This window comes from Maritimibacter sp. HL-12 (genome assembly GCF_900177545.1).
Classification (GTDB): Bacteria; Pseudomonadota; Alphaproteobacteria; order Rhodobacterales; family Rhodobacteraceae; genus Sinisalibacter.
The window spans coordinates 1,202,124-1,219,098 of the sequence record NZ_FXBQ01000001.1; the positions used below are offsets into that span (position 1 = coordinate 1,202,124).

The following is a 16,975-nucleotide window of genomic DNA, read 5'->3' on the forward strand; positions in this document are numbered from 1 at the left end:
TCATTGCAGATCGGCAAACGCGTCCACGAGACGCTCGACCGCAGCCTCGACGCGCGCGCGCTGGGTCCCGAGATTGAACCGCAGCCCACCTTCCCCGCCACTTCCGAAAGCCGGACCGGGGCTTGGGACAAGCCGGGCGATCTCGGTCACCCGACGCCACAACTCGTCATCCGTCATTCCGAGCCGCGAAAAATCCACCCAGGCCAGATAAGTTCCTTCGAGCTTGTGGATCGACACGCCCGGAATCTCCAGCAAGCCTTTGCGGAAAACCTCGTAGTTGCCGGCAAGATAGCCCGTGAGTTCATCGACCCAGACCGCCCCGGCGGGAGAGAAAGCTGCACGGGAGAGGACGACTCCGAAAAGGTTGGGCGCGAGATCGGCCCGCCTGACCGTGTTGGCGAATTGGCTGCGCAGCGCTTCGTCTTCGATGATGACGGCGCCGAGCCTCGCACCCGCAATCGAAAATGTCTTCGACGCCGAAATCATCGTCACCAGCCGTGGCGTCGCCTCGGGGGCGGCCAGGGCGGTGGGCACATGCCGGTAGCCGGGCATGATGATATCGTTGTGGATTTCATCTGAGACCAGAACCAGATCGTGGCGCGAAGCGAAATCCGCGATCGCCTGCAGTTCCTCGGCGGACCAGACCCGCCCGCCGGGGTTGTGCGGTGAACACAGGATCAGGATCTTCTCGCGCCCGGTCATCCGCCCCTCGTAGCTTTCAAAATCGAGCGTGAATCGATCATTCCGCACGACGAGCGGCAACTCGGTGACAACGCGGTCGTTCCTGAGGATCTTGCGCGCGAACTCGTGGTAGACCGGCGTGAAGATCGCAACGGAGTCGCCGGGCTCCGACCAGGTCTGGATCGCGAAGGCAACCGCATTGCCGATGCTCGCGGTATTGATGATCCAGTCCGGCACGATGCTCCAGCCGTGCCGAGATTGCGACCACCAGCACACGGCATCGAGGTAGGACCCGATATTGGCGAAATATCCGAAATCGCCGGCATCTGCAGCGGCATGAACCGCGTCGCTCAGGAATGCAGGCGCCTTGAAATCCATGTCGGCGATCCACATCGGGATGACATCATCCCCTTTGATCCCGAATTCACCCTCCAGCAACGTCCATTTGCTGGAGCCGGTCGCAACACGGTCATGGAGTTCGTCGAAGTTCATGGAGCCTCCTGCATCAGGTCGGGCGAGGGTAACGCGGTCAAGGTCGGGCGCAACATATATTTCCTCGCGCCAGCTACCGTGGTCTTGGTGCCGCGCTACGGTGTTGCACTGGCCTACTGGATATTCGTTGGATCGGAGGCTCGTCGCGTGATTGGGTATTCTCAAGGGTTGAGGAAAACCGCTCCCCCATTGCGCCCCGCCTGCCCTTCGCCTAAATCCCGCGCATGACCATACGCTCGATCCTGATCCACCCCGACCCGCGCCTGAAAAAGGTGGCCGACGCCGTGCCGGACCTGTCCGATCCGCTGCGCCAGCTTGCCGACGACATGCTGGAAACGATGTATGACGCGCCGGGCGTCGGCCTTGCCGCACCGCAGGTGGGCGTGCTGCAGCGGGTGATCGTGGCCGACCCGGTCAAGGATCCGAACGAGACGCCGCAGCCCATCGTCATGTTCAACCCCGAGGTCTTGCTGTCGTCGGACGAAACCTCCGTCTACGAGGAAGGCTGCCTCTCGATCCCGGATCAATACGCCGAGGTCACACGCCCGGCCGAGGTGCGCCTGCGCTGGCTCGATCTGCACGGCAACGAGCAGGAGCGCGATTTCGCCGGCTTCTGGGCCACCGTGCTCCAGCACGAGATCGACCACCTGAACGGCAAGCTCTTCATCGACTATCTCAGCCCGATGCGGCGCCAGATGATGACCCGCAAGAGCCAGAAGATCAAACGCGAGCGGACGCGCGACTGATGCCACCGGGCCAGACCGCGCCATCCGCGCACCGCCGCTTCGTGATCTGGCCCGACAAGCGGCTGCGCACTCCCGCCGCCCCGGTCACCGAAATCACCGACGAAACCGCCGCGATCTGGACCGAGATGATCGCCGCGATGGAGGCCATGCCCGGCGTCGGCCTCGCCGCGGTTCAGCTTGGCATCATGCAGGCGCTCGCCGTGGTCGACGCCTCCGAGGCCCGCGGCGAAGCGGTGCGGATGGCGAACCCGCAAGTGCTTCACGCATCGGTTCAACTGCGCGAGCATGACGAGGCCAGCCCCAACCTGCCGGGCGTCTGGGCCACGATCTCGCGCCCCCGCGCGGTGACGGTCCGGTTCCTGAACGCGGGCGGCGAATGGGAAGAGCGCGATTTCGTCGGCCTCTGGGCCACCAGCGTGCAGCACCAGATCGACCACCTGAACGGCAAGATGTATTTCGACCACCTGTCGCGGCTCAAGCGTGACCGTCTGCTCAAGCGCGCCGCGAAACTGCGCTAGCCACAACAGCCCGTAGCAACCGCGCAACAGCCGGTATCGACGGCGGGTTTGCATTGTGCCGCATCGCCTACGAGCGCAACCACCGCATGCCCGCCCCGGTCCAGCGGCTGCACCGGCGTGTAGCGGCCAAGCCCCCGGTTTCCGTGGGCAAATTCAACCGATAGGGGCACCACGGCAAGATCGGGCAAGGCGGCGATGCAGCGCTTGAGGATCGCGGCCATCTTGCCCGCGCTCATCCAGCCTTCGCCGCTTCCATCGAGCAGTTGAAGCGCTGCCTCGCGCCAGCGGCTTTCGCGGCCGCCGCAATCGATCGAGCGGATCTCGGCGAGCTTGAGCTCGGTGATGTGATAGTCGCCGCCGATCACGCCGGCATCCGTCGCAAAGCCCACTGGCATGTCAGGCGCCAGCCTGTCGAGCGCCGAAACCATGTCGCCGGCCGTTGCCATGGTCTGCATCATGTTCTACCGTCCCTTCATTACTCAACATCTCAAAAGGTATTGAGATATGATCCAGCCCCCTGACGAAAGTCAAGCCCTCGCGGCACTTTCGGCCCTGTCTGAAAGCACCCGCCTGCGCATCCTGCGCTTTCTCGTCGCGCGCGGCCCGCAAGGCGCGCCCGCAGGAGAGATCGGCGAAGCCATCGGGTTTTCCTCCTCGCGCGGGTCGTTTCACCTCGGCGTGCTCGCGCGCGCGGGGCTGGTGACCGCGACGAAATCATCGCGCCAGGTGATCTACCGCGCCGACACCGTGGCCATAGGCGCGTTGATGGGCTACCTCATCAATGATTGCTGTGGTGCGGATCCGCAGATCGTGGCGTGCTGTTCGCCTGCCGCTGCCTGCCGCCCGCAAGGAGAAAGCTGAGATGAGACTGGTCTTCATGGGCAGCCCGGATTTCTCCGTGCCCGCACTCGATGCACTGGTCGCGGCCGGTCACGAGATCGCCGCGGTCTATTGTCAGCCGCCGCGCCCGGCCGGGCGCGGCAAGAAAGACCGGCCCACCCCGGTGCACATCCGCGCGCTCGAACTCGGTCTTGAAGTCCGCCACCCGAAGTCGCTGCGCACCGGCGAAGCACAAGCCGAATTCGCCGCGCTTGACGCCGAGATCGGCGTGGTGGTGGCCTATGGGCTGATCCTGCCGCAACCGATCCTCGACGCCCCCACCCACGGCTGCCTCAACATCCACGCCTCGCTCCTGCCGCGCTGGCGCGGGGCCGCGCCGATTCATCGCGCAATCATGGCTGGCGACGCGGAAACCGGCGTCTGCATCATGCAGATGGACGCGGGCCTCGATACCGGCCCGGTGCTCTTGCGCCGCGCGATCCTGATCGGCGCGGAAGAAACCACCGGCGACCTTCACGACCGCCTTTCGCACCTCGGCGCGACCGCGATTGTCGAGACGCTCGACCAGCTTGACCGGCTCACCCCCGAACCCCAGCCGGACGACGGCGCAACCTATGCCGCCAAGATCGACAAATCCGAGGCGCGGGTGGATTGGTCGCGGCCCGCATCCGAAGTCGCCCGGCACATTCGCGGCCTCTCCCCGCATCCCGGTGCATGGTGCGAGATCGGCGACGAACGGGTCAAACTGCTTGGCGCGTGCGCAACAAACGGCGCGGGCCTGCCGGGCGAGGTGATCGGCCCGCTCACCATCGCCTGCGGCATCGGCGCGGTGCAGATCACCCGCGCCCAACGTCCCGGCAAACGTCCGATGGGAACGGGAGAATTCCTGCGCGGCTTCGAGATGCCTGCCAAGGTCGGCTGATCGGCTTTGGACCGCGCGCGACAAGCCCGCCACAGCGCATGGCGCATCTGATCCGGCCGCGCATCACCCGATCAGAACTTGCGCCCGCCGACCCGCAAAGGGGTCGCACAGCCACTCCGACCGCGTGAACCCCGCCACGCGTTAACCCTGACAGGTATCAAGATTAACGCCGCCCCAGAGCGCGCATTCCCTCTCCGCTGCGGGCCGAACCGCAGCGGATGCGCCCGTCTCTCCAGCAGATCAGGCTTCTTGGGTCCAAAAATACCTTCGGGGGGTGAGCCCGGCACGGGCGAGGGGGGCAGACAGCCCCCCTTTCCCTTCAGCCCTTCTCGCGCAACAGCCGCTGCTTTTGCCGGTTCCAGTCGGCCTTGGCCTCGTCGGCGCGCTTGTCGTGCACCTTCTTGCCCTTGGCGATGCCGATCTTCAGCTTCACCAGCCCCTTGTCGTTGAAATAGAGCACCAGCGGCACCAGCGTCATCCCCTTGCGTTGGGTGGCATTCCACAGACGCGCCAGTTCCTTGCGCGACACCAGCAGCTTGCGGCGGCGGCGCTCCTCGTGGCCCCATGTCTTGGCCTGTGCGTAGGGCGCGATATAGCCGTTCACCAGCCAAAGCTCGCCGTTCTCGACGGCGGCATAGCTTTCGGCGATATTGGCGCTTCCGCCGCGCAGGCTCTTCACCTCGGAACCCATCAGCATGACGCCGCATTCGAGATCTTCCTCGATCGCATAATCGTGCCGCGCGCGCCGGTTCTCGGCGATCACCTTGTAGTTCGGGTTTTTGTCTTTCTTCGCCATGGGAGGCACATAGGCTTAGGCGGGCGGGATGTCGACCGTTTCGAGCCACGGCTTGATGTCCACCACGGGGGTTCCGTCAAGGCAGTCGATGGCATCGATCCCGATCCGTCCGGCGTTGATGTCGAGCGTCGTGATCCGCACCGTCGACAGCGCAACCGGGTTCGGCCGGTTCGGCGAGCGCAGCGAAAACGTGCCGCGCGGAGCCTCGACGTGGCGGGGGTTTTGCAACAGCAGATCGCGCCGGGCGCGGTTCATCCAGTACATCAGGATGATCGGCTGGCCGACGGCAAGCCCGCCGAGCGCAGGGGCGAACGCCGGCTTGAGCTCGATCCAGGCGTCGCCGCCCGCTTCGCGCGCCTTGCCGATATTCTTCGGGCAATCCTTGCGCTGTTTCCATGGCGACCGGATCTGCCCGATGAAGACGACGCCTGCGTCCGGCGCGTCGGACGGGTCGCGCTCCAGCGCAACCTCGCCCTCGCGGATGTCCCAGGTCTCGCCCATGATCAGTTCAACAGCCCGGCATGGCGCATCGCGGCGTCGATAACCGTCTTGGTGGCATCGGTCGCCTCGGTCAGCGGCGAGCGCACATCCGGCGCGCAAAGCCCAAGCTGCGACATCGCGTATTTCACCCCGACAACGCCCGGCTCAAGGAAGATCGCAAGGTGCAACGGCATCAGCCGGTCTGACAGGACGAGCGCCTTGGCATAATCGCCCGCAAGCGTGGCCTCCTGCACCTCGGCGCAGAGCTTGGGCGCGACGTTGGCGGTCACCGAGATGCAGCCACGCCCGCCCATCGCGTTGAAGCCCACTGCCGTGGCGTCTTCGCCCGAGATCTGGATGAAATCCTCGCCGCAGGTCAGCCGCTGCTTGGCCACCCGGGCAAGATCGCCGGTGGCGTCCTTCACGCCCACGATGTTGGGGTGCTTGGCGAGTTCGCCCATGGTGTCGGGCAACATGTCCACCGCGGAGCGGCCGGGGATGTTGTAGATCACGATCGGCAGGCCCACCTCGGCAAGCTCGCTGTAATGCGCGATCAACCCACGCTGGGTGGGCTTGTTGTAATAGGGCGTGACCACGAGCGCGCCATCGGCCCCCACCACCTTGGCGTGCTCCATGAAACCGATCGCCTCGATGGTGTTGTTGGAGCCCGCCCCGGCGATCACCGGGATGCGACCGGCGGCGGCTTTCACCACCTCTTCAACGACAATCTCGTGCTCGGAATGGCTGAGCGTGGGGCTTTCACCGGTAGTACCAACCGGCACCAGCCCATGCGATCCCTGCTCGATATGCCACTCGACCAGATGTTTCAGCGTATCGACATCCAGCGCACCGTTCTTGAACGGCGTGACCAGGGCAGGAATGCTTCCTTTGAACATGACACGCTCCTTGTTGTTATGTAGCCCCGAGTCGGGGCAATAGCGGCGCGGCGGAAACTAGCCGGGCGCGGAAGAAATGCCAAGATTGTGTGTTGCCGCGCCCCCACGCCACGATAGGAATACGCCATGGTTGAAAAAATGAAACTCCTGCTTCGCTTTGTCCTTGTTCCCGCGTTCCTGGCCTTGGGCATTTCCGCGCCGGTTTCGGCTCAGGATGCCGCCGAGGTGGCCAGCCTCGAACGCGGGCTCGACCTCATGCGATCGGGTGACTGGGATGGCGCGCTCGACGCCGCCGGCCCGCCGGGATCGGTGGCGCGCGACATCGTGCAATGGAACCGGCTGCGCGCCTCGCGCGGCGACTTTGCCGAAAGCCTCGACTTCCTGCGGCGCAACCCCGGCTGGCCGGGTCTTGCCCTGCTGCGGGAACGCTCGGAAAAGACCATTCCGCAAGACGCGAGCGCGGCAGAGGTGCTCGATTTCTTCACCGCCCAGAAGCCCGAAACCGGCACCGGCAGCCTGCGTTTCGCCCGCGCGCTCTGGGATACCGGCGCCAAGCAGGAGGCGATGGCCGAAGCGATCCGCGGCTGGACCTCGTTCGCCCTGTCGCAGGAAGAGGAAGACCAATTCATGGTCGATTGGCCGCAAACCCTGGCCCGCCACCACTGGGCGCGGATGGACATGCTGCTATGGCGCGGGTTGAGCGCACAGGCCGAGCGCCACATGCCCCGGATCGACGATGGCCACAAGGCGCTCGCCCATGCTCGCATCGACCTGCGCGAAGACCGGCCCGGGGTGGATGACCGGATCGCCCGCGTGCCCGCGGCGATGGCCGACGATCCCGGCCTTGCCTACGAGCGTTTCCTCTGGCGCGCGCGCAAGGGGCGCAACGCCGACGCGGTGGAGCTTCTGCTCGAACGCTCCGGCTCGGCCGAGTCACTGGGTCGGCCCGAGGCCTGGGCAAGCTGGCGCGCAGTTCTGGCGCGCTGGGCGATGCGCGAGGTCGACGGGAGCACCGCCTACCGCATCGCCGCCAATCACCAGATCGCCGACGACAGCGAGATCCGCAGCGAGCTGGAATGGCTCGCGGGCTACATTGCCCTGCGCAAGCTCGACGACGGCGAGACCGCGCTGGCGCATTTTCGCGATTTCAGGGGCGGGGTGGAAAGCCCGATAAGCCTCGGCCGGGCAGGCTACTGGGAGGGCCGTGCGCTGGACGCGCTTGGCCGCACCGACGAGGCGCAGGCCGCCTACGCGCGCGCCGGGCAACACCAGAGCGCCTTCTATGGCCTGCTCGCCGCCGAGAAGGCCGGTGTCGCGATGGACGAGGCTCTTACCGGGGACGAAACCTTTCCCGGTTACCGCGACGCTCCGTTCTGGAATACCAGCGTGATGCAGGCTGCCCGGCTCTTGTTGGCGGCAGAGGAGCGCTATCTTGCCGAGCGTATGGTGATCCAGCTTTCCGAAAGCCTCGACCGCACCGGCCTTGGCCAGTTGATGCAATGGGCGGAGGACGAAAACGCCCCCCACCTGCAACTCATGCTCGCCAAGTATGCCCTGCGCTTCCACGGCATCCTGTTTCAGCGGCCCTATTTCCCCACGCCCGAGATCGGGCCGGGCAACCGGACCGTCACCCGCGCAATGGAGATGGCAATCGCCCGGCGCGAGAGCGAGTTCGATCCGGGCGCGCGGTCTGGCGTGGGGGCGCTCGGGCTGATGCAGTTGATGCCCGGCACCGCAGAGGACATGGCCCGGCGGCTCGATATCGACCTCGCGCAGGCGCGGCTGACCTCGGAGATGCCCTACAACACCCGGCTCGGCTCGGAATACCTCGCCTACCTGATCGAACAGTTCGGGCGAAACCCGGTGCTGATCGCGGTGGCCTACAATGCCGGGCCGGGGCGGGCGCGCTCGTGGAGCGAGCAAATGGGCGATCCGCGCGATCCCTCGGTCGACGTGATCGACTGGATCGAGCACATCCCCTTCACCGAAACCCGCAACTACGTGATGCGGGTGACCGAGAGCCTGCCGAACTACCGCGCACGGCTCACCGGCCAGACCGAGCCGATCGCCTTCACTCAGGAACTCCAGCGCCGCTGAGCGATCCGCTCGCGGTAGATCGTGAACAGACCCGCCGCCACGACAATGGCCGCGCCGATCGCCACGTTCGGCGCGATGCGCTCGTCGAACACGACGAGGGCCAGAGTCGAAGCGAAGACGAGCTGGAAGTAGGCGAAAGGCTGCACCGCTGACGCCTCGGCCACCTCGTAGCACTTGATCAACAGCCAGTGCCCGAGCGCGCCGGTGACGCAGAGCAGCGCCATCCAGCCCCAGTCGGGCCCCGTCATCGGCTCCCAGAACCAGACCCCCACCAGCGTGATCGCCACCGCGCCCACCGTGCCGGTCCAGAAAAACGAGGTCGCCGTGCTGTCACGCCGTGCGGCGTAGCGGGTGAGCAACCCGTAAAGCGCGAAGAGCAGAGCGGCGGTGAGCGGGATCAGCGCGGCGGGCGAAAACACCGCGACGCCGGGCTGCAGGATGATCAGGATGCCGGTGAACCCGACGGCAATCGCGACCCAGCGCCAAGGCCCCACCCGTTCTCCCAGGATCGGGCCGGACAGCGCGGCGATGATCAGCGGGTAAGAGGCGAAGATCGCGTGGCTCTCGATCAGCCCGAGCACCACGAAACCCAGGATCATCACGCAGATCTCGACGATCAGCACAAGCCCGCGCACGAACTGGAGCACCGGCTGGCTGGTGGCCGCCGCCGCACGCAGACCGCCGGCCTTGCGTGTGGCCACGGCAATCACGAAGGCCGCGAAAAACCAGTAGCGGATCATCACCACCATGAGCACGTTGTATTCCCCTGCGAGGTGGCGCGAGATGCCATCCTGCATGGCAAAGACGAAGGTCGCCCCGAGCATCAGCAGGACGCCGAAGCGGGTATCTGTCCGGGTCATCGCGTCGTCTCCAATCGTGCCACCGTCATGTGGCGTTTGCGCCTGAACCCGGGGCGACGCTCCACCGTGAACCCCGCGGCTTCGAGCCCGCGCCGCACGAAACCGGCGGCGGTGTAAGTCGCGGCGGTGCCCCCGGCCCGGTATGGCGGCGGGCGACCTCGGCGAGCAGGCGTTCGCCCCAGAGTTCGGGGTTTTTCGCAGGGTTGAACCCGTCGAGAAACCACGCATCCGCGCGGCCCGGCCAGCGCGGCAGGGTTTCGCGCGCATCGCCCTCGATCACCTCGACGATAAAGCCGCCAAGATCGACCCGCCGTGCGCCCCGATCCCAGGCAGCAAGAAAATCGCCCGCCACCGCCTCGGCCTCGGGGAAGGCCGCGAGCGCCCGCGCCATGTCGGCGGTTGCCATCGGGAAGGCCTCGAAACTGGTGAAGCGCACAGGCCCCGGTGCCCCCGCCGCGCAGAAGGCAATCAGCGTGGCCAGCATGTTGAGCCCGGTGCCGAACCCGAGTTCCGCCACTTGAAAACCGGGGCGGAAGCGCGCTGGCAGATCGTTGCCGGCAAGAAAGGTGTGGCGGGTTTCGGCCAGCCCGTCATCGAGGCTGAAATAGGGGTCGTCAAAACGGAGCGACACCGGCGTGCCCTGCGCGTTCCATCCGACTTCGGCGTGCTGGTCCTCGACCATGACTTCCCCCGGTAACGTTTCGCTGTCGCCCTCGGCTTCGGGCAACAGCGAAACGCGTGCAATGTTCATGCGTTCTGCGCATTCCGCAAAATCGGTGATTCAGCTTCTCCGCGAAACGCTTTAGAAAACACCGGCGCGACAATGCGCAAGGCCGGAGGGCTTGGCAATGGTGGACGTGACGGTGCGCGGCGCGGGCGCTTTCGGGCTCGCGGTGGCCTATGCTTGCGCCGCAAAAGGCGCGCGGGTGCGGGTGGTCGACCCGAACGGGCCGGGCGGTGGATCGTCGGGCGGGCTTGTCGGCGCGCTTGCGCCGCATGTTCCCGAACAATGGAACGAAAAGAAGGCGTTCCAGTTCGAGGCGCTGGCCATGGGCGAGGATTTCTGGAGCGAGGTCGTGCGCCTCGGCGGGCGCGATCCGGGCTATGCCCGCACCGGGCGGCTGCAACCCATCGACACCGCGCAAGCGCTGGCGCTTGCCGAGGCGCGGGCCGAAACGGCGCGGGAGCTCTGGCAGGGGCGCTTTCGCTGGGAGATCGTCGAGGCGCGTGCCGATTGGGGGCCGGTCAGCGCGACCGGGTTCGTGATCCTCGACACGCTCACCGCCCGCATGGCACCGCGCCGCGCGGTCGCAGCGCTCGCCGCCGCCGTGACCGCGCTGGGCGGCGAGATCGTGACGGAAGCGCCCGACCAAGGCCGCGTGGTCTGGGCCACCGGCGCGGCGGGGCTGATCGAGCTTTCCGCCCATTTCGGCAAGAGTGTCGGGGTGCCGGTCAAGGGCCAGTCGGCAAGCCTGAGATTTGACGCGCGCACGCTGCCGCAAGTCTTCGCCGATGGCGTGCATATCGTCCCCCACGGCGACGGCACCGTCGCCATCGGCTCGACCACCGAGCGCGAGTTTGAAAACCCAAGCACCTGCGACGCCCAGATCGACGCGGTGATCGCCAAAGCACGCACCGCCTGCCCGGCGCTGGCGGAGGCACCTGTGATCGAACGCTGGGCCGGGCTCAGGCCGAGGGCGAAGACCCGCGCGCCGATGCTCGGCGGCTGGCCCGGGCGGCCCGGGCATTTCATCGCCAACGGCGGCTTCAAGATCGGTTTCGGCATCGCGCCGATGGTCGGAAGGGTCATGGCCGATCTGGTGCTCGATGGCGACAACCGGATCCCCGCCGCCTTCCGTGTCGAGGCGAACCTCTGACCGCTACTCCGGAACCTCGCGCAGGAACTCCCGGATCGCCGCCAACACCGGCTTGGGGTGTGTATGCGGCAGGGCATGGTCCGCGCCCTCGATGACCTCCTGTCGCGCCTGCCGGTTCCACGCCGCGAATTCTCCGAGCGACGACACCGGGATCACCGCATCCTTTTCGGCCCAGATCGCCAGCGTGGGAATATACATCGCGCCAATCTCCCGGTGCACCGCCTTGTGCGAGCGGTCAAGCGCGTGGCGCTCGGAGGAGAGGATCGCGGCAAGGTATCCCCGCCGCCGGATCTCGCGGCGAAGACGCCGCGGCAGATCCTCGATGACGGTCGGCTTCGCGGCATCGGCCCTTGCCGCCCGCATCAGCTGCCACCCGCCAAGAAGCCCCCAGAGCCAGTTGCCAAGCCGCCCCCAGTCCCGGGCCGTGGCCAGCAAGCGGCCGGGCGTGTAGCTCACCCCGGCGGGCGCGAGCAGGATCAGCCGGTCGACCCGGTCCGGCTCTTCGGCAGCGAAGGCCGAAGCGATCGCCCCCCCCATCGAGTAGCCCATCAGCGTCACCGGCACCTGTACACCCACCGCATCGAGCAGTTCGCCCAGCTGGCGGGCATGAAACTCCAGCGTCTGGTTGTCGCGCGGCCGGTCGGAAAAGCCACGCCCGTAGAGATCGTAGCTCAGCACCCGGTAGCGCATCGCCAACAGGCCACGGATCAGACCGTCAAACACCCATGACGGCGAAGACAGCCCGTGCACCAGCACGAGAATCCGCGTCGAACGTGGCCCGTGCCATTGGTAATGCGTATTGCCGGCCGAGAGCTGCGCGAAAGCGCCGGGCGCATCGCCGCGCGCGCGCTCGTTCATCGGCCGACGCAGCGCTTCCATGATCCAGGGCAAGGCCACGACAAGCGCGGCAAGCGTGATGAAAACGGTGAGAGGTGTGGCAAGGGCCGACATGAATTTGCGTTCCATCAGGGTTTCGCAGCGCCGCAACACTACCCCGGCGCACCTCGTCACACCACGTTCAACGTCGCGACAATCCGTTTCCCGGCTTCCGCCTCAGCGGTTGCGCCATTTTTCGAGGATGTAGCGGCTCGTCATCAGATCGAGATGCGCGCCGCCGCCGTTCTTGAACAGTGTTATGTCATCGGCCGACCGCCGGAACGCCCCCGCTTCGATATCATAGAAATCGCCCTGAACGTCCGCGCGCGTCACCACACCCTCGTCGAGCGGGATTTTCAACTCGCCGATATGGTCCAGCACCGTGGCGCGGCTGTCCATGAAGATGCGCGCCCGGCGCAGCGCCTCGTCGTCGGCCTCGCGCATGTCGGCGCGATAGGCACCGATCAGGTCGAGGTGTTGTCCGGGCTGGAGCCACGCGCCCTCGATGATCGGCGCACGGGTCATCGTTGCGCAGGTGATGATATCGGCCCCTCGCACCGCGCTTTCCAGATCGGTCGCCACCAGGGTATCGGGGAAATGCGCCGCCATGTCTTCGGCACCCGCAGGCGACCGGTTCCAAACCTGGAACCGCGCGTTGGGAAAGGCCGCGCCATAGGCTTGCCGGAGCGACCGCGCCACCGTTCCGGCCCCCACGATCAGGATGCAATCGCTCTCGGGACGGGCCAGCAGCAAGGCGCCAAGCAGCGAATCGGCCGCCGTTTTCCACTTGGTCGCGAGATGGAAATCGACAATCGCCTCCAGCGTGCCGTGATCGTCGCTGTAGAGGTTTACGGCACCGTTCACCATCGGCACGTGATCGGCCGGGTTCTCGGGAAAGATCGTCGCCGATTTCACCGCGATCCCCATCCCGTCGATCCACGCGGCCCGCGAGAGAAGCGTATCGGGTTCGCGGTAGAGAAAGGTATCGCTCACCTCCGCCCTCGGCAGGAGGTGACCGGCCTTGAAGGCTTCCGTCAACTCGATCCAGTCGAGCAGCGCCTCGGCTTCAAAGGGAATCATCTCGATGCTCACGCGGCGTCCTCCGCACTTGTCGCCTTGAATAACGCGAACAACCGTAGCGCCCATGGGCAGGAATGGGAATGCCATTCACCCGGTTGCCATGCGACGCCCGCCGTTACCGTGCGCGGCGCGGTTCACCCCAAGGCACCGGGATACCGGCAGTTGCCAAGGCCAACGATTTCCGTTTCAAACGACGCTGAAACAACGGGAGCAACACCGTGACGACAACCTGGATCACGATCTGCGACACCTGCAAGCGCGACGACTGGGCCGCGCGCGGGCTAGACGAGACCGACGGCGAGCGCCTCGCGTCTCTCGTCGAGGCCGAGGCCGAGGGCAAGGCGGTCCGGGTTCGGCGCACCTCTTGCCTGATGGGTTGCGATCACTCCTGCAACATCGCCATCCAGGCGGCGGGCAAGCTTTCCTATACCCTGGGTCGGTTCGAGCCGAGCACGGAAGCGGCGCAAGGCATCGTCGCCTATGCCGAGGGCCATGCCGCAAGCGAGTCCGGCAAGGTGCCCTATCGTGAATGGCCGCAGGCGGTGAAAGGCCATTTCGTCACCCGCCACCCGCCCCTGCCGGACGAAAGCGCATGACCGCCCCCGGCGGTGCGCGCGACCACGGCGGCGGGCTCGATGCTGCCATCGCCTTGCACGGCGGCACCCGGGAGAACTGGATCGACCTCTCGACCGGGATCAACCCGAGGCCCTACCCGGTGCCCGAAATCCCGCCGACCGCCTTCACTGCCCTGCCGGATCGCGTCGCCGCCGAGCGGCTTGACGCCGCCGCGCGCGCCTTCTGGATGGTGCCCGAAGGTGCCGCCGTGCTCGCCGCGCCGGGGGCCTCGTCGCTGATCGCCAATATCCCGCGGCTCGCCCCGGCGGGGCGCGTGCGCATCGTCGAGCGCACCTATAACGAGCACGAAGCGGCGTTTCGCGCGGCGGGCTGGGAGATTGTCCGCGCCGAACCCGAGCACGCGCACGCCGAGGCGCGCGTTGTGGTGCACCCCAACAATCCCACCGGCAACATGTGGTCGGGCGACGGCGAACCCGAAACCCGCGCCCTGACCGTGATCGACGAAAGCTTCTGCGACGTGATCCTTGGCGACACCCGGGTGCGCGAATGGAGCCTCAGGCCCGGCGTCGTGATCCTCAAGTCGCTCGGCAAGTTCTGGGGGCTTGCGGGGGTGCGGCTTGGCTTCGCCATCGGCGACCCGGCCCTGATCGCCCGGCTTGGCGACATGCTCGGGCCATGGCCTGTTTCGGGCGTGGCCCTGCACGTCGGGCGGGTGGCGCTGGAAGACATGGACTGGGCCAACCGCGCCCGCCAGATCCTCAACGTCGAGGTCGCCCGGATGGATGCGCTCGTTCAGGCGCGCGGCGCAGAGGTGATCGGTGGCACCACCCTGTTCCGGCTCTACGAAGTTGACGACGCGGCCCGTTGGCAGGACCGGCTCGCGCGTGGCAAGGTCTGGTCGCGCGTCTTCCCCTACGCCCCCAACTGGCTGCGCCTCGGCCTGCCGCCGCAAGGCCGCTGGGACCAACTCGAGGCGGCGCTGAGATGAGCCTCGCGGCGATCCTCGCGCTGGCCATGGTGATCGACGCGCTGATCGGCGAGCCCGAGCCTCTCTGGTCTCGCCTGCCGCACCCGGCGGTGCTGATGGGCAAGGCCGTGGGCTGGGCCGATGGCCGGATGAACCACGGCAAGGGCCGCCTCGTCAGCGGCGCTCTGGTGCTGGTTGCGCTCGTCGCGCTGGCATGGATTGCGGGCGAGCTGATTTCGCAGCTCGGCTGGCTTGCGGAGGCCATCGCGGCGGCGATCCTGCTGGCCCAACGCTCGCTCGTGGACCATGTCCGCGCGGTCGCCGATGCGCTGCACCTCTCGCTGGAAGACGGGCGCCGCGCGGTGGCGAAGATCGTCGGGCGCGACACCGGCGAGATGACCGACCCCGAAGTGGCGCGCGCGGCCATCGAATCCGCGGCCGAAAACCTCTCCGACGGGGTGATCGCGCCGGCCTTCTGGTTCCTGCTTCTCGGTCTGCCGGGCCTCGCTGCCTACAAGATGGTCAACACCGCCGACAGCATGATCGGCTACCGCACCCCCCGGCACGAGCAATTCGGCAAATCCGCCGCCCGGCTTGACGACGTGCTGAACTGGCTGCCCGCGCGGATCACCGCCCTCCTGCTCTTTCTTACCCGCCACCGCCCCGGCGGCTGGGCCATCGTCCGGCGCGACGCGGGCAAGCACCGCTCGCCGAACGCCGGCTGGCCCGAGGCGGCCATGGCCGTGGGCCTCGGTGTGGCGCTCTCCGGTCCGCGCCGCTATCACGGCGCGCAGGTGGATTATCCTTTCGTCAACGAAACCGGCGCGCATGAGATCGGTCCTTCGGAAATCGACGCCGCTGCCGCCTCGCTCTGGCGGGCCTGGGGCGCGGCGCTCGGGCTTGTGATCCTGATCGTCGTTGTTTCGTGAAATTCTCCTGCTAGTCTCACCCCCGGACCAGTCACAGGGGACCCCATGCGCAATTTTCTTTCAGCCATTGTCTTGAGCCTTTCCACCACCGGTGCCTTCGCGGCGGGCGCGGGCGAGATCCCGGCACCGATCATCCAGTGCGGCGGCTCGTTTTCTTCCTTCGTTGACCGGATGAAAGATCTCGCCGTCAGCCGGGGCACCGACCGTGCCACCGTCGATCGTTTCTTCGCCTCGGTGCAGCAGGACCAACGCACGCTCGGGGCCGATCGGGCGCAGGGCATCTTCAACACCGGGTTCATCGACTTCTCGCGCAAGCTGATCTCGCAGAACCGGATCGACAACGGGCGCGCGCGGCTCAACCAGTACAAATCCATCTTCGACAGCATCGAGCGCCAGTTCGGCGTCAGCCGCGGCGTGCTCACCGCCTTCTGGGCCTTCGAGACCGATTTCGGTGCCTTCCAGGGCGATTTCAACACGCTGAATTCGCTGATGACCCTGAGCCATGATTGCCGCCGGCCGGGGCTGTTCCAGCCACAGGTGCTCGCCGCACTTGAACTCTACAAGAACGACGATTTCTCGCCCACCAACACCACCGGTGCCTGGGCGGGCGAGATCGGCATGGTGCAGATGCTGCCCGGCGACATCCTCGAAAGCGGCATCGACGGCGACGGCGACGGACATGTGACGCTGAAAACCTCCGCCCCCGATGCGCTGATGTCGGGGGCCAACATGCTGCGCAAGCTCGGCTGGCGCGCGGGCGAGCCCTGGCTTCAGGAGGTGGTGCTGCCGCAGGGCTTCGACTTCTCGAAATCCGGCACCCAGACCAAGCTGCCTGTCAGCCAATGGGCCGAGATGGGGGTTGCCCCGCGCAACGGATCCTTCGCATCGAGCGGGGCGCGGGCCTCGATCCTCGTCCCGCAGGGCCATGGCGGCCCAGCCTTCATCGCCTACCCGAACTTCGACGTGTTCTTCGAGTGGAACCAGAGCTTCACCTACGTGCTCACTGCGGCCTATTTCGCCACCCGTCTGGAAGGCGCACCGGTCTACGACGCAGGCAATCCCGGCGCGGTGCTGTCGGGCAGCCAGATGAAGGCACTGCAGCAGAAATTGCAGGCGCGCGGCCATGACGTGGGCGGGATCGACGGCATTCTCGGGGCAGGAACCCGGGCGGCGGTGCAGGCAGAACAGGCCCGCCTCGGGCTTGTGCCCGACGCCTGGCCCACCGCCGAGTTGCTTAACCGGCTGTGAGACGCCAAAGGCCGTGAATGCAGCCGCAAGTATTGTCGTCGCGCGCCTTCCCTTGGCATCATCCGAAAGGGTGTCTCGTCCGAAAACGCGGGAC

General features: G+C 66.6%; 18 protein-coding genes and 1 pseudogene. 10 read left to right on the forward strand and 9 right to left on the reverse strand.

Translation table 11 applies throughout. The annotated features are described in order from the left end of the window. Positions 1-1,173 (reverse strand): MalY/PatB family protein, encoded by a 1,173-nt coding sequence (locus B9Y97_RS06040; RefSeq protein WP_085525896.1) that lies wholly within the window; start codon positions 1,171-1,173, stop codon positions 1-3. Between the two features lie 224 nt (positions 1,174-1,397). Here B9Y97_RS06040 and def (B9Y97_RS06045) point away from each other — a divergent pair, with 224 nt between their 5' ends. Then, positions 1,398-1,919 carry a peptide deformylase gene (def, locus tag B9Y97_RS06045; protein ID WP_085525897.1) on the forward strand — a complete coding sequence of 174 codons (522 nt, stop codon included), beginning with the start codon at positions 1,398-1,400 and terminating at the stop codon, positions 1,917-1,919. Further along, on the forward strand, positions 1,919-2,437 hold the full coding sequence (def, locus tag B9Y97_RS06050) for a peptide deformylase (protein ID WP_085525898.1): 519 nt from the start codon (positions 1,919-1,921) through the stop codon (positions 2,435-2,437). Before def (B9Y97_RS06045) ends, def (B9Y97_RS06050) begins: the two co-directional genes overlap by 1 nt. On the opposite strand, the gene B9Y97_RS06055 is transcribed toward def (B9Y97_RS06050), so the two are convergent. Beyond that, entirely contained in the window at positions 2,434-2,895 is a 462-nt protein-coding gene (locus B9Y97_RS06055) for a DUF6428 family protein (protein WP_085525899.1), read from the reverse strand. The genes def (B9Y97_RS06050) and B9Y97_RS06055 overlap by 4 nt on opposite strands. Before the next feature lie 46 nt (positions 2,896-2,941). Here B9Y97_RS06055 and B9Y97_RS06060 point away from each other — a divergent pair, with 46 nt between their 5' ends. Both B9Y97_RS06060 and fmt read left to right on the forward strand, forming a co-directional pair. Next, positions 2,942-3,298: an ArsR/SmtB family transcription factor gene (locus B9Y97_RS06060; protein WP_085525900.1), complete on the forward strand. Its 357-nt coding sequence runs from the start codon at positions 2,942-2,944 to the stop codon at positions 3,296-3,298. Position 3,299: 1 nt separating this feature from the next. Beyond that, entirely contained in the window at positions 3,300-4,199 is a 900-nt protein-coding gene (gene fmt / locus B9Y97_RS06065; RefSeq protein WP_085525901.1) for a methionyl-tRNA formyltransferase, read from the forward strand. A gap of 319 nt (positions 4,200-4,518) precedes the next feature. Here the strand turns inward: fmt and smpB are convergent, their stop codons facing one another. Genes smpB through dapA form a run of 3 tightly spaced genes read right to left on the reverse strand, consistent with a single transcriptional unit; the run spans position 4,519 to position 6,371 of the window. After that, positions 4,519-4,995 carry an SsrA-binding protein SmpB gene (smpB, locus tag B9Y97_RS06070; RefSeq protein WP_085525902.1) on the reverse strand — a complete coding sequence of 159 codons (477 nt, stop codon included), beginning with the start codon at positions 4,993-4,995 and terminating at the stop codon, positions 4,519-4,521. Between the two features lie 15 nt (positions 4,996-5,010). Beyond that, positions 5,011-5,496, reverse strand: a complete 486-nt coding sequence (gene tsaA / locus B9Y97_RS06075; RefSeq protein ID WP_085525903.1) for a tRNA (N6-threonylcarbamoyladenosine(37)-N6)-methyltransferase TrmO — start codon at positions 5,494-5,496, stop codon at positions 5,011-5,013. Between the two features lie 2 nt (positions 5,497-5,498). Beyond that, complete coding sequence (gene dapA, locus B9Y97_RS06080) at positions 5,499-6,371, reverse strand: 4-hydroxy-tetrahydrodipicolinate synthase (RefSeq protein WP_085525904.1); 873 nt, start codon at positions 6,369-6,371, stop codon at positions 5,499-5,501. A 126-nt stretch (positions 6,372-6,497) separates the two neighbouring features. Between dapA and B9Y97_RS06085 the strand changes: the two genes are divergently transcribed. Continuing rightward, complete coding sequence (locus B9Y97_RS06085) at positions 6,498-8,468, forward strand: lytic transglycosylase domain-containing protein (protein ID WP_254900863.1); 1,971 nt, start codon at positions 6,498-6,500, stop codon at positions 8,466-8,468. On the opposite strand, the gene B9Y97_RS06090 is transcribed toward B9Y97_RS06085, so the two are convergent. Continuing rightward, on the reverse strand, positions 8,447-9,328 hold the full coding sequence (locus B9Y97_RS06090) for a DMT family transporter (RefSeq protein WP_085525905.1): 882 nt from the start codon (positions 9,326-9,328) through the stop codon (positions 8,447-8,449). The two genes, B9Y97_RS06085 and B9Y97_RS06090, sit on opposite strands and share 22 nt — an antisense overlap. Then, a pseudogene (gene mnmD / locus B9Y97_RS06095) lies at positions 9,325-10,010 on the reverse strand (tRNA (5-methylaminomethyl-2-thiouridine)(34)-methyltransferase MnmD). The gene B9Y97_RS06090 and the pseudogene mnmD overlap by 4 nt, the downstream one beginning before the upstream one ends. A gap of 166 nt (positions 10,011-10,176) precedes the next feature. On the opposite strand from mnmD, the gene B9Y97_RS06100 reads away from it, so the two are divergent. After that, positions 10,177-11,205: an NAD(P)/FAD-dependent oxidoreductase gene (locus B9Y97_RS06100; protein ID WP_085525906.1), complete on the forward strand. Its 1,029-nt coding sequence runs from the start codon at positions 10,177-10,179 to the stop codon at positions 11,203-11,205. A 3-nt stretch (positions 11,206-11,208) separates the two neighbouring features. On the opposite strand, the gene B9Y97_RS06105 is transcribed toward B9Y97_RS06100, so the two are convergent. Next, positions 11,209-12,171: an alpha/beta fold hydrolase gene (locus tag B9Y97_RS06105; RefSeq protein WP_085525907.1), complete on the reverse strand. Its 963-nt coding sequence runs from the start codon at positions 12,169-12,171 to the stop codon at positions 11,209-11,211. A gap of 87 nt (positions 12,172-12,258) precedes the next feature. After that, positions 12,259-13,173, reverse strand: coding sequence for an ornithine cyclodeaminase family protein (locus B9Y97_RS06110; protein ID WP_254900864.1), 915 nt, complete (start codon positions 13,171-13,173; stop codon positions 12,259-12,261). A gap of 206 nt (positions 13,174-13,379) precedes the next feature. Between B9Y97_RS06110 and B9Y97_RS06115 the strand changes: the two genes are divergently transcribed. From B9Y97_RS06115 to B9Y97_RS06130, 4 genes are read left to right on the forward strand one after another with little or no spacing between them, the layout of a single operon-like run. Further along, positions 13,380-13,757, forward strand: coding sequence for a DUF1636 family protein (locus tag B9Y97_RS06115; protein ID WP_085525909.1), 378 nt, complete (start codon positions 13,380-13,382; stop codon positions 13,755-13,757). Beyond that, complete coding sequence (locus tag B9Y97_RS06120; RefSeq protein WP_085525910.1) at positions 13,754-14,725, forward strand: threonine-phosphate decarboxylase; 972 nt, start codon at positions 13,754-13,756, stop codon at positions 14,723-14,725. Before B9Y97_RS06115 ends, B9Y97_RS06120 begins: the two co-directional genes overlap by 4 nt. Continuing rightward, positions 14,722-15,633, forward strand: a complete 912-nt coding sequence (cbiB, locus tag B9Y97_RS06125) for an adenosylcobinamide-phosphate synthase CbiB (protein WP_085525911.1) — start codon at positions 14,722-14,724, stop codon at positions 15,631-15,633. The genes B9Y97_RS06120 and cbiB overlap by 4 nt, the downstream gene beginning before the upstream one ends. A 45-nt stretch (positions 15,634-15,678) precedes the next feature. After that, complete coding sequence (locus tag B9Y97_RS06130; RefSeq protein ID WP_085525912.1) at positions 15,679-16,881, forward strand: lytic murein transglycosylase; 1,203 nt, start codon at positions 15,679-15,681, stop codon at positions 16,879-16,881. Positions 16,882-16,975: the final 94 nt, after the last annotated feature.

Excerpts from the sequence above, each read along its gene's own strand:
- B9Y97_RS06055 (WP_085525899.1), bottom strand. The coding sequence starts at position 2,895 with ATGATGCAGACCATGGCAACGGCCGGCGACATGGTTTCGGCGCTCGAC.
- smpB (WP_085525902.1), bottom strand. The coding sequence starts at position 4,995 with ATGGCGAAGAAAGACAAAAACCCGAACTACAAGGTGATCGCCGAGAAC.
- B9Y97_RS06130 (WP_085525912.1), top strand. The coding sequence starts at position 15,679 with ATGCGCAATTTTCTTTCAGCCATTGTCTTGAGCCTTTCCACCACCGGT.
- tsaA (WP_085525903.1), bottom strand. The coding sequence starts at position 5,496 with ATGGGCGAGACCTGGGACATCCGCGAGGGCGAGGTTGCGCTGGAGCGC.
- B9Y97_RS06040 (WP_085525896.1), bottom strand. The coding sequence starts at position 1,173 with ATGAACTTCGACGAACTCCATGACCGTGTTGCGACCGGCTCCAGCAAA.
- B9Y97_RS06090 (WP_085525905.1), bottom strand. The coding sequence starts at position 9,328 with ATGACCCGGACAGATACCCGCTTCGGCGTCCTGCTGATGCTCGGGGCG.
- def (WP_085525898.1), top strand. The coding sequence starts at position 1,919 with ATGCCACCGGGCCAGACCGCGCCATCCGCGCACCGCCGCTTCGTGATC.
- fmt (WP_085525901.1), top strand. The coding sequence starts at position 3,300 with ATGAGACTGGTCTTCATGGGCAGCCCGGATTTCTCCGTGCCCGCACTC.
- B9Y97_RS06120 (WP_085525910.1), top strand. The coding sequence starts at position 13,754 with ATGACCGCCCCCGGCGGTGCGCGCGACCACGGCGGCGGGCTCGATGCT.
- cbiB (WP_085525911.1), top strand. The coding sequence starts at position 14,722 with ATGAGCCTCGCGGCGATCCTCGCGCTGGCCATGGTGATCGACGCGCTG.
- B9Y97_RS06060 (WP_085525900.1), top strand. The coding sequence starts at position 2,942 with ATGATCCAGCCCCCTGACGAAAGTCAAGCCCTCGCGGCACTTTCGGCC.
- B9Y97_RS06105 (WP_085525907.1), bottom strand. The coding sequence starts at position 12,171 with ATGGAACGCAAATTCATGTCGGCCCTTGCCACACCTCTCACCGTTTTC.
- B9Y97_RS06100 (WP_085525906.1), top strand. The coding sequence starts at position 10,177 with ATGGTGGACGTGACGGTGCGCGGCGCGGGCGCTTTCGGGCTCGCGGTG.
- def (WP_085525897.1), top strand. The coding sequence starts at position 1,398 with ATGACCATACGCTCGATCCTGATCCACCCCGACCCGCGCCTGAAAAAG.
- dapA (WP_085525904.1), bottom strand. The coding sequence starts at position 6,371 with ATGTTCAAAGGAAGCATTCCTGCCCTGGTCACGCCGTTCAAGAACGGT.
- B9Y97_RS06085 (WP_254900863.1), top strand. The coding sequence starts at position 6,498 with ATGGTTGAAAAAATGAAACTCCTGCTTCGCTTTGTCCTTGTTCCCGCG.